Here is a 12,417-nt window from a genome sequence, read left to right as displayed (position 1 = left end):
GGTTCGATTCCCCGCACGCCGCGGCACCGTGCTCGCAAGCCTCAGGCGGGCACGGTCAGCGTCGCCACCGCGTCGCCGCGGAGGGCTTCCGGAACAGCCACCGTCGCGGTGCCGTCCGCTCGCGAGACGATCTCCGCCGCTTCAGTACCGGCCCACCGCGCACCGGAGGCCGCGGCGAGCTCCGCCGGGAGCTCCACCACGCCCGTAGCAGGATCGAGCACGTGCACGTGGGTGCCGGAGGCGGACGAGGTGTAGGCACGGGGTGTTCCCTGCCCCTCCCCGGCGCGGATCCAGGGACGCGTCGCGTAGATCGCACCACCGTTCACCCGGAGGAAGTCGCCGAGCTGACGCATCGCAGCCAGCTGCAGGTCGGGAATCGTGCCGTCCGCTCGCGGACCGGTGTTGATCAGCAGGTTGCCGTTCTTGCTCACCACGTCCACGAACAGGCGGATGAGATCGGTGCCCGAGAGCGACTGCTCGGGGCCCTCGGCCTGGTTGTACCCGAACGAGTAGCCGAGACCGCGCGTGGATTCCCACACGGCATCCTGCACGTCCTCAATGTGCGTGTACTCCCGGGTGAGGAAGCCGTGGTACGGCACGCCCCACCGGTCGTTCACGACGCCCTCGGGCACGGCCGCGAAGTAGCGCCGCAGCAGAGCCGCCACCGCGAACTCGTCGTGCCCCTTGCCCCCATCGGGCCAGTCGATGTCATTCCACAGGACGTCCGGAGCGAAGCGCTCGACCAGTTCCTCCAGCTGCGCTGCCGCATAGCGGGAGTACTGCTCGTCATTGCGGCGGAAGCGGAACAGGTCCGTGTCGCTCTCGATCGCCGGGAAGTCCCCCGTGTGCCAGTCCAGCGCACCGGAGTAGTACACGCCGAACCGTGCGCCGCGGCGCCGCGTGGCGTCATGCAGTTCGCCGATCAGGTCGCGCCGCGGGCCCCGACGAGCCGCGTTGAACCCGCTCGTCACGGTGTCCCACAGGGCGAAGCCGTCGTGGTGCTTGGTGGTGGGGATGATGTACTTCGCTCCCGCGCCCACCAGCTCGGAAACGAGGGCGTCCGCGTCGAACGCCTCTGCGCGCCAGAGGTCTGCGAGATCCTCGTAGCTGGTGCCCGTGCCGTAGACCTCCTGGTGGCGGATCCACGTGGGACTGCCCGCGATGCGGACGGTGTTCCCGTACCACTCCGCGTACTGGTGATAGGCGTAGGCGTCCTCTGTCGGGATGTGGACCCCGGGGCCGTGCTGGATCGCCCAGGCGGGAACCGAGTACAGCCCCCAGTGGATGAAGAAGCCGAGCTTCGCGTCCCGGTACCACTCGGGCACGGCTCCGCTCACGGGGTACTCGGGGCCGTCCCCACCGAAGTCGGGACCGATGCGCTTTTCGAAGTTCATCATGTCAGTTGACCCCTCCACCGACGGAGACGACAGGATCCGCACCGCGCCGCGTGACCACGGGGGTCAGCACCGGCACGACGCCGGAGTCGTCGAACGGATACACGCCGGGCTGGAGACGGTGGTGCCCGAGCCGCAGGAGATCCTGGTCGACGCCGCCAGGCGTGAGCGCGAGGATCCAGTCCGCGGCGAGGTCGTACAGCTCCGGCTCCAGGTAGCCGATCTTCACGATCACCACGTCGGCGCTCTCCGGCTCGAGACCGAGCATGCGGAAGTCCTCCAGGTGGTGGAAGGGCTTTCGGCGCTCGGTGATGATCGAGAACACACTTCCCGCACGGATCACGATCTGGGTTCCAGCATCCGGGTCTCCCTCCGTGATCGAGAACACCTCGCCGGTGATCTCGACGGGTCCGCGGGGGCCGGGATCCACGCGGCCGCCGACCTCGAGGGTGACGCTGCTGCCCACACCCGCGGCAACCGCCTTCGAGACCGCGTCCGCGTCGAACACGGAAGCGTGGATGACCGTGCGCCCCGCCTCGCGCAGCTCCGCCCGCTGAAGCAGTTCCCCGAGCGTCCACGAGACGTCGCCGGCGCCGCCGGCGGTGGGGTTGTCGCCCGAGTCGGAGATCAGGAAGGGGCGCGCGGCGCCGGGTGCGAGCGCCTGATCGAGCGCCTCGCCGAGCGTGGCCGTGGGGCCGACGAAGACGAAGTCGGCGCGCGCGTCCCAGTACCGTCGAGCCAGGCGCTCGGCCTCGCGCGCGATGAGCTCCGCGTCGTCACCCATCACCACGACGATCGCCATGTTGCGAGGCTCGTCTGCCCATGCATAGCCGACCCAGACGGCGGCGTCGACCACGCCGGGGAGGGACTCGATCCCCGGGATCTCGTCATAGATCCCCTTCGCCGGCTCCAGCCGCGTGCTGGTCTTCTCACCGGGCAGCAGCACGGGAACAGGTACCCACGCCTTGAGCGGGCGTCGCTCGAGCGGGTCACCACCGTGCTCACCCCGCAGGCGCGCCAGGAGATTCCAGACGGCACGCTCCTTGGTGTTCATCCAGTCCTCGTGCGGTGCCATGCGGTAGCAGGTCAGGAGGTCGACCTCATCCAGCAGCACGCGTGACACGTTGCCGTGCAGGTCCATCGACGTGCTGATCAGGGTGTCGGGACCGAGCTCACGCCGGACGGCCTGTGCGAGATCGCCCTCGGCGTCCTGCATCCCCACCACGCTCATGGCTCCGTGGATGTCGAAGAAGAACCCGTCGAACGCACCGTCATCGGCGATCGCGGCACGGATGCCGTCCACGATTCCCGCCTTCATGCGCTGGTAGGTCTCCGGCGCGACGGCACCACCCGGAAGGGAACGGCCGTGATAGATGGGTGTCCACTCGGCCGCCTCGCGAAGCTCGCGTCCCGCATCGAGGAAGGGGTAGTACGCCAGCAGGTCGTCGCCTTGACGGATGGTGAAAGCCTCGTCACCGGAGATGTGCGGCGAAAACGTGCTCGATTCGATCGAGATCCCGGCGATGCCGATGCGGGGACGGGCAAGCCCGCCTTCCGCGACAGGGCTCAGCGGTCCCATCCAGATCTCGTGGGCTTCCGGTCGTTCGGTCACGGGGGCTCCTTCTCTGAAGCGGGGGAAGAGTATCAGGGCGTCGGCCGGCTGCCGACGGGTGGGGCGGTTTCGAGGAATGACGGTGTGCGCGAGCGCGCCGCAGCCGCAGCCCCGAGCGCGACGGCGTCGGATCCGAGCGCTGCCGGGATGATCCGCAGCGGCGCGCCGGACACGGGCGCGTCGGTCTGCAGCGTGGCGATGATCGTCGGCTCCAGAAGATCCCACGCGTGGGAGACTCCCCCGCCGATCACCGCGACGTCCAGGTCGACCAGGGTCGCAGCGCTGGCGCAGGCCAGGGCCACCGCACGTCCTGCGTCCTGGAACACGGCGATCGCGTCCGCGTCCCCGGCCCGGGCACGCTGGGCCACCTCGGCGGCGGCGAGCCCGTGCGCACCGCCGCGTTCGCCGTAGCGCAGGGCGATCGAGGTGCCGGAGGCCAGCGTCTCGAGGTGTCCGGTCTGACCGCACGTGCACACCAGATCGCTGTAACCCGGGGTGTGACCGATCTCGCCCGCGGCGCCGTTCGGCCCATGTCGCAGTGCGCCGTCGATCACGAGTGCACCTCCGACCCCGGTGCCCAGCATCACCCCGAGCACGTCGGCGCCGTGCCCGGCACCTGCGGCGACCTCGCCGAGGAGAAACGCGTTCACGTCGTTCTCCACCGCCACCGGCACGCCGAGACGTTCTGCGAGCGCGTCCGCGAGGGCGAACCCGACCCAGTCGGTGAACATCGCCGAGGCAGCCAGGATGGTTCCGCTGACAGGATCCACCACCCCGGCAGCCCCAACGCCGGCGGCGCGGAGGGTGCCACCGAGGTGGGCGACGAGATCGCGAGTGAGGGTCGCAGCGGCATCGGCCATGGCGGCCCCGCCGTCCTGGGCCGGGGCCGGAACGACGCCGCGCGCGAGTACGGCGCCGTCCTCTCCCGTCACCAGCACGGCGATCTTGGTTCCGCCGATGTCGATTCCGGCCACGAGGAGGTCCTCGCCGGATGACGCCGCGGCGGCGGCGTACAGGTCACTGCTCATCAAGGATCAACGACCACCCATGCCGGCCATGGCGATCCCCTTGACGAGGTGCTTCTGCAGGACGATCACGAGCACGGTCGTCGGGATCATCGAGATGATCGCCGCAGCCATCTGGAGGTCCCATCGGGTGCCGTTCTGGCCGGCGAAGCTCGCCAGACCGATCGGCAGGGTTCCGAGCGCGGACGTGTCGCTGACGACGATGAGCGGCCACAGGTAGCTGTTCCAGAAGGACAGGAACGTGAAGACCGCGAGCACAGCGACGGCCGACTTCGACAGCGGAAGGATGATGCTGAAGAAGGAGCGCAGCGGGTTGGCGCCGTCGACGCGCGCCGCCTCCTCGAGCTCGAAGGGAATGCCGCGGAAGAACTGTCGCATCAGGAACGTGCCGAACGCTCCGAACGCGAACGGCAGCACCAGCGCCTGCATCGTGTTGACCCAGCCGAAGTTCTGCATGAGCTGGAACATCGGGATGACCAGGACCTCAGCCGGCACCATCAGGGTGGCGAGGAACAGGATGAAGACGGCGTCGCGCCCCTTCCACCGCAGGCGTCCGAATGCGTATCCGGCCGCGGTGGACACGATGATCACCACGAGGGTGCCGAGGATCGCCACGATGAACGAGTTCACGATGTAGCGGACGAACGGGCCGTACTGGAACACGTCAACGAAGTTGGACCACTTCACCTGCGAGCCGATCAGCGTCGGCGGCATCGAGAAGATCTCGACGTTCGGCTTGAGGGCGGAGAAGAACGCGTAGATGAGCGGGGCGACGAAGATCAATGCCGCGACGTAGATCAGCACGTGGGCAAGGACGAGCCGCACCTTGGCCGCGGGTGTCGTCTCGACGCCGCGCTTGCGCTGACGCGGGGCAGGAGCAATCAGAGTTTCCGTGCTCACAGTGCACCCACTTCTTCCACGCGGACGGACCGCGAACCAGGAACGAGTGACCGAGTTTCCGTGCTCACAGTGCACCCGCTTCTTCCACACGGACGGACCGCGAACCAGGAACCAGTGACCGAGTTTCAGTGCTCATAGTGCACCCACTTCTTCTGCGCGGTGAACTGCAGACCCGTGATGACGATGATGATCGCGAACAAGATCCATGCGCCGGCCGCCGCGAGGCCGAGATCGCCGAAGGTGAACCCCTGCTCCCAGATGTACATGACGAGGGGCTTGGTGGCGTTGCCGGGTCCGCCGCCGGTGAGCAGCTGGGGCTGGGCGAACACCTGGAGGGAGGTGATCATGGTCATGATCGCCGCAAAGAACACCGAGGGCGAGATCATCGGAAGGATCACACTCCACACCCGGCGGAAGCCCTGCGCGCCGTCGATCGCCGCGGCTTCGAGAACGCTGTCGGGCAGCTGTTCGAGTGCGGCGGAGAAGATCAGCATGTTGTAGCCCAGCCCCTGCCAGACGCTCATGGCGACGACCATGATCATCGCCCAGAACGGGTCGGCGAGGAAGTTGGGGAGGGTGATACCGAAGAACGACTGCGAGACGCCGTTGAACAGGCCCTGCGGCTGCAGCATCATCTTCCACACCAGCACGTTGGCCACCATCGGGGTGACCACCGGGATGAAGAACAGGACACGCAGTGCGCCACGGCCGCGGATGCGCGGGCCGAGCCCGAGCGCCAGTGCCAGCGAGAGCGCGATGCTCAGCGGGACGTAGAGGATCGTGTACACCGCGGAGTTACGAAGTGCCGGCCAGAAATCCGGGCTCTTGCTCGGGTCGAACAGCTTCGCGTAGTTGGCGAAGCCGTTGAAGGTGCGATCGCCGAACACGGGCCAGTCGAAGACGCTCATCACGATCGAGAGTCCCACCGGGACAATCGTGAACAGGGCGAGCCCCACCAGGGCTGGGCTTGCGAAGCCCAGCGCCCAGCGGGACTCGACCCGCGCGAGCGACCCTCGACGATTCTTCGTCTTGGTCATCTTGCTTTCTCTCGGTTCACTGCGGAGACGTATCGGATACGTCAGTTGCCGAACTGCGACTGCGCGTTCTTCAGCAGGTCAGCCATGGTCATCTGGCCGCTGTAGACGGACACCAGGTTGGGCTGGATGTAGTTGTCGAGCTTGTCCCAGTTCTTCGTCATGTACAGCGGCGTGGTGCTGGCGAAGGCTGCCTCGAAGACCGACTTGACCTGGTCGCGGTACTTCTCATCGATCGACTCGAAGTACAGCGGCTGCGAAGCCGTGCGCGCCGGGTAGGAGCGGCCGGAGGATGCGATGTAGTCCTGCGCGTCCTTGCCCAGCAGCGAGCCCATGACCTTCAGCGCGGCCTCGGGGTTGTCGCAGGTCTTGGCGATGCCGTAGCCGGAGCCGAGGATCGGACCGACGCTGCCCTTGGCGCCGGCGGGGAGGGGTGCCATGCCCGCAGCGAAGCCCGACTCGTTCGTGAGGTAGCTCACGGCGTTCCAGGTGCCGTCGACAGCCATCGCGGCGTTTCCGCTGGAGTACTGGTCCTCGCCCCACCCGGTGTCGGATGCGGAGGCCACGGGGGCGGCGACCTTCTTGTCCGTCACGAGGCCGGCGTACCACTCGGCGGCCTTGACGAAGTCCGCGTTGTCGATCTCGAGCTTGCCCTCGGCGTTCGCCGGCTGGGTGCCGGACATCGAGATGGGAAGGGACACCCACTGGTATCCGCCCATGCCCATGCCGAAGCCGAACTTGCCGTCCTTGGTGGCCGCCGCCGCGGTCTTATCGAAGTCGTCGAAGGTCCAGCCGATCTCCGGCGTGGGAGCACCCGTCGCCGTCAGCATGTCCTGGTTGTAGTAGACGAGCATCGTGGCGACGTCGAACGGGAGGCCGTAGAGCTTGCCCTCGAACCCGAGGATGCCATCGGCGCCGACGTTGAAGTCTGCAAGGTCCAGTCCGGCGGTCTTGAGGTCCTCGTCGCTCAGCTCGCGGAAGCCGGCGGTGTACCCACCGAGCTGGGCACCGCTCATGCCCGAGACGCACGCCATGTTCCCGGAGGCCATGTTCGTGGTGAGCTTGGTGAAGTAGTCGCCCCACGGAGCGGTCTGCAGCTTGATGTTGATGTCGGGGTTCGCCTCCTGGGCGAACTTCACCTGCTCCTGAAGAGCCTTGGTGTCAGACTCGCTGCCGGACCACATGTCGACGACGATGGTGGGCTTGTCGCCCGAACCGCCCGAGCCTGCGTTCGAACCGTCGGAGCCGCCGGAGCACCCGGTCAGCACAACAGCGATGCCGGCGGCTGCCGCCACCGCGCCCACGCGCAACTTCTTCATTGAATGCCTCCTCGGCGATCGGGACACTTAGTTCGGTCATCGAACCAAGCTGGTGCAGTTGTGTGTAAAGTCACCATGTCAGAGTTCGATGGTCGACACAAGTCGAACATCGGACCTTTACCGAAGCTTGATAAAACGTCATGCTGCACCTGCTGGACTTCTGGGCCGGTAGCGTGGCAGAACGCCCGACAGAAAGATCCCATGTCTTCCGTGATTCCCGCATCGGCCGATGATGCATCGCTGCGTGACGCCCTCCGCCTCATCGCACACGGCGAGGCGACCTCGCGCTCGCAAATCGCCGAGCGACTCGGACTCGCTCCCTCCACCGCCGGGCTGCGCGTGCAGATGCTCATCGACGCCGGACTGGTACGCGAGGGAGCCGACGGTGCATCCCGCGGTGGCCGCCGGCCTCGCACCCTGCACCTCGACGACGAAGCGGGCGTGATCCTCACGGTGGACCTCGGCGGTGGCCACGCGCGCATCGGGCGTCACGCGCTGAGCGGTGCACTCCAGGAGGTCACGACGATCCCCGTGAACCTCGCCGACGGTCCCCGTGCGACGATGGCCGTGGTCGAGTCGGGGTTCGACCGCATCGCCGGGGACTCCGGCATCCGGGCCATCGGCGTGAGTCTTCCGGGCCCCGTCGACATCGAGACCGGCACGGTGGTCCAGCCCTCGCGTATGCCCGGGTGGCCCGGCTTTCGCGTGGACGAGCATCTCCGCGCGCGCTATGGCGCCCCGGTGGCGGTCGACAACGACGCGAACCTCGCCGCCCTCGGTGAACACCGGGTGCACTTCGGTGCCACGCGGCACAGCATCACCGTCAAGGCGGGCACCGCCATCGGCTCCGGCATCATCGTGGACGGCGCCGTCCACCGCGGCGCGACCGGCGCGGCCGGCGACATCACGCACACGCGCATCGATGGCAGCGGCGACTTGCCCTGCTCATGTGGCAACACCGGATGCCTGGAGACGGTGGCCAGCGGCGCCAGCCTGCTCCGCCAGGCACGCGATGCGGGACTCGACGTCAGCACGCCGGCCGATGTGATCGCACTCGCCCTGGACGCCGAGCCGGTTGCCACCACGCTGGTACGCACTGCGGGCACGCACCTCGGCCAGGCGCTCGCCGGCGTGGTGAACTTCTTCAACCCACACGCGGTGTTCCTCACGGGCAGCCTGACCGTGGCGGAGCCGTTCCTGGCCGCGGTCCGCAGTCGTGTCTACGAGGTCTGCCACCCCCTGGCGACCAAGTCCCTGCGGATCGAGGCAGCCCAGACCGGCGCCGACGCGATCCTGTTCGGCGCCGCAGACCTGGCGCTGGATCTCATCGAGATCCCGCTGGGATAAGGACGGACTTCCAATCCCGCACCCACGGCAGCGCCGGACACCTGCTGAAGAACCCCGCCGACGCACCCCAGCACACTCACCAGGACGAACCCACCGAACGGCCAGTCCCGCACTCACGGCAGCGCCGGGCTCCCACCGGCTAAACCCCGCCGGCGAGACCCGGCACGATCACCGGATGCCCGCTGGTCAGATCCCGTCGGCGAGACGCAACTCGATCACCGGGACGAGCACATCGGGCCGCCGCACGGGAAGATGGACCGTGAGCGTGCCCTCGGCCTCACCGGCCGGCGTCATCAGCCCCGCGACCTGGTCGGGATCGGTCTGCGAGGTCTTCAGCCACGAGCCGTCGTTCAGCAGCCGGGCGTAGGTGACCTTCCCCGCCAGCTCCGGCAGGTGCACGAAGCCCAGCGGCCAGGAGAACAGGTGCAGGTAGAGCCGATCGCCGCGGCGCGTGTACACGCCCTCGCGCGGCGGCGTGAAGTCCGCGTGGCCCGCCCCGACGATCGCGTCGCGGTGCAGCGACATCCACTCCCCGATCGCCGACAGCGTGGCCACGTCGCGCGGCGGGATGGCCCCGCGCCCGTCGGGCCCCGTGTTGAGCAGCATGTTGCCATCCATCGACACCGAGTCGGCGAGCATCTGGACGAGGAGCGTGGCCGACTTCTGGTCGGTGTTGTCGCGGTGGTACCCCCATGAGCCGTTCAGCGTCTGGCACGCCTCCCACACCTGCGCGCTCCCGTCAGCGGCGACGATGGGCGCCGTCGGCTGATACTGCTCCGGAGTGACGAAGTCCGCCGGGATGCCCAGTCGGTCGTTGACCAGCATCGCCGGCTGGAGCTCGCGGCACATCGCCAGCAGCTTCTCCGCGTCCCAGTCCTCCGGCCCCTTGCCCGCCCAGCCCTGCTGGCTCTCGGGATAAGTGAAGTCGAAGAAGAGGTAGTCGATGTCGCCGTATCCGGTGAGGAGTTCCCGCACCTGGCCGTACAGAAACTCCCGGTACCGTGCCATGTCCCGGCCCTCGTTCAGCGCGTGTGCGTTCTCATCATCGCGGCGCGGGTGATTCCAGTCCACGGTGAAGTCGGGGTGATGCCAGTCGATGACCGAGTGGTACAGGCCCACCCGCAGACCCTCCGCCCGCAAGGCGTCCACGTACTCCCGCACGAGATCGCGCCCGCAGGCCACCATGCTCGTGAAGTCGGTCAGCCGTGAGTCCCACAGCGCAAAACCGTCATGGTGCTTGGTGGTGAGCACGACATAGCCCATCCCCGTCGCCTTGGCACGGCGGGCGATCTCGCGCGCGTCGAATCGATCGGGATCGAAGTTCTCGAAGTACTGGCGGTAGTCCTCGTCGGTGAGACGTTCGTAGTTTTGCACCCACTCGTGCCGGGCCGCCCCGCTATAGAGCCCGAAGTGCACGAACATTCCGAATCGCGCCTCATCAAACCACTGCTGCCGCATCGTCGCCTCCAGATCAGATTCATCCCATCCTGCCACAGACATCGGATGTATGACCACCCTGCGGGGCGCTCTCGACCACAAATGGGCGAATTGATCCGAGGTGTGCTGCTTGGAACCCCCTCGCGCCGGGGACACACGCCTGCAACACTGGAGACATGTCTCTGGAACTCATCATCCGCTGGGAGGACGGCGAGACCTCCGCCCTGGAACACGGCGAGCTCCTCATCGATCGCCTGGACGAGATCGACGCGGTCGCCGACGAGCACGATGTGCGCTGGCTGAGCTCATTCGCCGACGATCGCGACATCCCCGAGGACTTCGGCGGCGATCCCGAACAGCTGGCCGAGCTGCTCGGCCCCAATCCGATCTGGCATACCCCCGCGGAGGCGGCCGCCAGCATTCATCGGCTCGCGGAGCTCACGGATGGCTCGGTGGCGGACGGCCTGCGCGAGCTTTCGACCCTGTTGCGCCGCGACAGCCGCGCCTTCCAGCTCGACGTCCTGCTCTGATCGGTTTCATCGCGCGCAGAACGCTCCAATTCTGGCCACTTTCGAGCACTGTGCGCGCGATGAAACCGAGTGGCGGATACGCCGAAGGCGGAGCCGGAAACCGGCCCCGCCTTCGAGAGAGGATCAGCGCGCGGCGTCACCCTCGGTGTAGTCGTCGTCCGTCTTGGTCCAGGCGAACAGAGCGCGAAGCTCCTTGCCGGTGGCCTCGATGGGGTGCTCCTGCTCCTTGGCGCGAAGCGCGAGGAACTCCGGTGCGCCGGCGTCCTGGTCGTCGATGAAGCGCTTGGCGAAGGCACCGGTCTGGATGTCCGTGAGGATGTCCTTCATGTGTGCCTTGACGTTGGCGTCGACGACGCGCGGGCCCGAGACGTAGTCGCCGAACTCGGCGGTGTCGGAGATCGACCAGCGCTGCTTGGCGATGCCGCCCTCCCACATCAGGTCGACGATGAGCTTCAGCTCGTGCAGCACCTCGAAGTACGCGATCTGCGGCTGGTAGCCCGCCTCGGTCAGCGTCTCGAAGCCGGCCTGCACCAGGTGGCTCATACCACCGCAGAGCACCGCCTGCTCGCCGAAGAGGTCCGTCTCGGTCTCCTCGGTAAAGGTGGTCTTGATGACACCGGCACGGGTGCCGCCGATGGCCTTGGCGTAGGAGAGCGCGGTTGCCCAGGCGTTGCCGGAGGCGTCGTTCTCGACGGCGATGATGTCCGGGATACCGCGGCCGGCGACGAACTCACGGCGCACGGTGTGGCCCGGAGCCTTCGGAGCGATGAGGATGACGTCGACATCCTGCGGAGCGTCGATGTAGCCGAAGCGCACGTTGAAGCCGTGAGCGAAGGCCAGCGTCTTGCCTGCCGAGAGGTTCGGCTGGATCGAGTCGGCGTAGATGCCGCGCTGGTGCTGGTCCGGCGCGAGGATCATGATGAGGTCGGCCCACGCGGTCGCGTCGGCGACGTTCTTGACCTCGAAGCCCTCGTCCTGTGCCTTCTGGGTCGACTTCGAGCCGTCCTTGAGGGCGATGACGACCTCGACACCCGAGTCACGCAGGTTCTGCGCGTGGGCGTGGCCCTGCGAGCCGTAGCCGACGATCGCGACCTTCTTGCCCTGGATGATCGACAGGTCTGCGTCTGCGTCGTAGAAGATCTCAGTCACTTCTTGCATTCTCCTTGTTCGTGATTCACGTTCTGATGGAAGTTCTGTGGCACGCCCGGCGGCAGGTCAGCCGCGCAGCACGCGCTCGGTGATGCTCTTGCCGCCGCGGCCGATGGCGAGCAGGCCCGACTGGGCGAGCTCCTTGATGCCGAACGGCTCGATCGCGCGGAGGAAGGCGTCCACCTTGCCCGAGTCGCCGGTCACCTCGACGACCACGGCGTCGGGGGCATAGTCCACCACCTGGGCCCGGAAGAGGTTGACCACCTCGAGCACGTTCGAGCGGGTGCTGTTGTCGGCGCGCACCTTCACGAGCATGTGCTCGCGCTGCACGGATGCCGACTGTTCCAGCTCGACGATCTTGATGACGTTGACCAGCTTGTTCAGCTGCTTGGTCACCTGCTCGAGAGGCTGGCTCTCGACATCGACCACCACGGTGATGCGGGACAGCCCCGGCACCTCGGTCACGCCCACGGCGAGGGACTGGATGTTGAACCCGCGACGGGCGAATAGTCCCGCGACACGGGTCAGCAGACCGGGCTTGTCCTCGACCAGGAGGCTCAGCACATGGCTCGACATGATCAGATCTCCTCGTCGAAAGCGGGCGCGTTCTCGCGCGTGTATTCGAAAGCAGGCGCGTTCCCGCCTGCGTACTGGGTGACGTTCAGCGCGT

General features: G+C 67.3%; 11 protein-coding genes. 2 read left to right on the top strand and 9 right to left on the bottom strand.

Translation table 11 applies throughout. From position 1 onward, the window contains the following. Positions 1 to 41 precede the first annotated feature (41 nt). From ACIQJ5_RS06075 to ACIQJ5_RS06050, 6 genes are all read right to left on the bottom strand, one after another. The gene (locus ACIQJ5_RS06075) at positions 42 to 1,397 is read right to left on the bottom strand and encodes an alpha-L-fucosidase (RefSeq protein WP_402841875.1); all 1,356 of its coding nucleotides are present in this window, start codon (positions 1,395 to 1,397) and stop codon (positions 42 to 44) included. Between the two features lies 1 nt (position 1,398). Beyond that, positions 1,399 to 2,973 (bottom strand): M81 family metallopeptidase, encoded by a 1,575-nt coding sequence (locus ACIQJ5_RS06070; protein ID WP_402842084.1) that lies wholly within the window; start codon positions 2,971 to 2,973, stop codon positions 1,399 to 1,401. Positions 2,974 to 3,038: 65 nt separating this feature from the next. Then, the gene (locus ACIQJ5_RS06065) at positions 3,039 to 4,034 is read right to left on the bottom strand and encodes an ROK family protein (RefSeq protein ID WP_402841873.1); all 996 of its coding nucleotides are present in this window, start codon (positions 4,032 to 4,034) and stop codon (positions 3,039 to 3,041) included. Between the two features lie 6 nt (positions 4,035 to 4,040). Further along, positions 4,041 to 4,931 (bottom strand): carbohydrate ABC transporter permease, encoded by an 891-nt coding sequence (locus tag ACIQJ5_RS06060; protein ID WP_231089795.1) that lies wholly within the window; start codon positions 4,929 to 4,931, stop codon positions 4,041 to 4,043. Between the two features lie 125 nt (positions 4,932 to 5,056). Then, on the bottom strand, positions 5,057 to 5,968 hold the full coding sequence (locus tag ACIQJ5_RS06055; RefSeq protein ID WP_231089794.1) for a carbohydrate ABC transporter permease: 912 nt from the start codon (positions 5,966 to 5,968) through the stop codon (positions 5,057 to 5,059). Positions 5,969 to 6,009: 41 nt separating this feature from the next. Next, on the bottom strand, positions 6,010 to 7,284 hold the full coding sequence (locus ACIQJ5_RS06050) for an ABC transporter substrate-binding protein (RefSeq protein WP_231089793.1): 1,275 nt from the start codon (positions 7,282 to 7,284) through the stop codon (positions 6,010 to 6,012). Positions 7,285 to 7,485: 201 nt separating this feature from the next. On the opposite strand from ACIQJ5_RS06050, the gene ACIQJ5_RS06045 reads away from it, so the two are divergent. Further along, complete coding sequence (locus tag ACIQJ5_RS06045) at positions 7,486 to 8,631, top strand: ROK family transcriptional regulator (protein WP_231089792.1); 1,146 nt, start codon at positions 7,486 to 7,488, stop codon at positions 8,629 to 8,631. Between the two features lie 186 nt (positions 8,632 to 8,817). Here ACIQJ5_RS06045 and ACIQJ5_RS06040 read toward each other — a convergent pair whose 3' ends face one another. Continuing rightward, a complete protein-coding gene (locus ACIQJ5_RS06040) occupies positions 8,818 to 10,131 on the bottom strand; it encodes an alpha-L-fucosidase (RefSeq protein WP_402841866.1) in 1,314 nt (437 codons plus the stop codon). Positions 10,132 to 10,244: 113 nt separating this feature from the next. Between ACIQJ5_RS06040 and ACIQJ5_RS06035 the strand changes: the two genes are divergently transcribed. Further along, positions 10,245 to 10,598 (top strand): hypothetical protein, encoded by a 354-nt coding sequence (locus ACIQJ5_RS06035; RefSeq protein WP_231089791.1) that lies wholly within the window; start codon positions 10,245 to 10,247, stop codon positions 10,596 to 10,598. 123 nt (positions 10,599 to 10,721) lie between these two features. Here the strand turns inward: ACIQJ5_RS06035 and ilvC are convergent, their stop codons facing one another. Continuing rightward, entirely contained in the window at positions 10,722 to 11,747 is a 1,026-nt protein-coding gene (gene ilvC / locus ACIQJ5_RS06030) for a ketol-acid reductoisomerase (protein WP_231089790.1), read from the bottom strand. Positions 11,748 to 11,813: 66 nt separating this feature from the next. Then, on the bottom strand, positions 11,814 to 12,323 hold the full coding sequence (gene ilvN, locus ACIQJ5_RS06025) for an acetolactate synthase small subunit (protein WP_231089789.1): 510 nt from the start codon (positions 12,321 to 12,323) through the stop codon (positions 11,814 to 11,816). Between the last annotated feature and the right edge of the window lie 94 nt (positions 12,324 to 12,417).

Origin of the sequence: Microbacterium sp. GXS0129 (assembly GCF_044769785.1) — a bacterium.
In the GTDB taxonomy this organism is placed as follows: domain Bacteria; phylum Actinomycetota; class Actinomycetes; order Actinomycetales; family Microbacteriaceae; genus Microbacterium; species Microbacterium nymphoidis.
The sequence above is the reverse complement of the archived record's forward strand: the minus strand, read 5'-3'. Positions and strand labels throughout refer to the sequence as shown.

Coding starts and splice junctions, on each gene's coding strand:
- ACIQJ5_RS06075 (WP_402841875.1), bottom strand. CDS start 1,397: ATGATGAACTTCGAAAAGCGCATCGGTCCCGACTTCGGTGGGGACGGC.
- ACIQJ5_RS06040 (WP_402841866.1), bottom strand. CDS start 10,131: ATGTCTGTGGCAGGATGGGATGAATCTGATCTGGAGGCGACGATGCGG.
- ACIQJ5_RS06045 (WP_231089792.1), top strand. CDS start 7,486: ATGTCTTCCGTGATTCCCGCATCGGCCGATGATGCATCGCTGCGTGAC.
- ACIQJ5_RS06055 (WP_231089794.1), bottom strand. CDS start 5,968: ATGACCAAGACGAAGAATCGTCGAGGGTCGCTCGCGCGGGTCGAGTCC.
- ACIQJ5_RS06065 (WP_402841873.1), bottom strand. CDS start 4,034: ATGAGCAGTGACCTGTACGCCGCCGCCGCGGCGTCATCCGGCGAGGAC.
- ACIQJ5_RS06070 (WP_402842084.1), bottom strand. CDS start 2,973: ATGGGACCGCTGAGCCCTGTCGCGGAAGGCGGGCTTGCCCGTCCCCGC.
- ACIQJ5_RS06050 (WP_231089793.1), bottom strand. CDS start 7,284: ATGAAGAAGTTGCGCGTGGGCGCGGTGGCGGCAGCCGCCGGCATCGCT.
- ACIQJ5_RS06035 (WP_231089791.1), top strand. CDS start 10,245: ATGTCTCTGGAACTCATCATCCGCTGGGAGGACGGCGAGACCTCCGCC.
- ilvN (WP_231089789.1), bottom strand. CDS start 12,323: ATGTCGAGCCATGTGCTGAGCCTCCTGGTCGAGGACAAGCCCGGTCTG.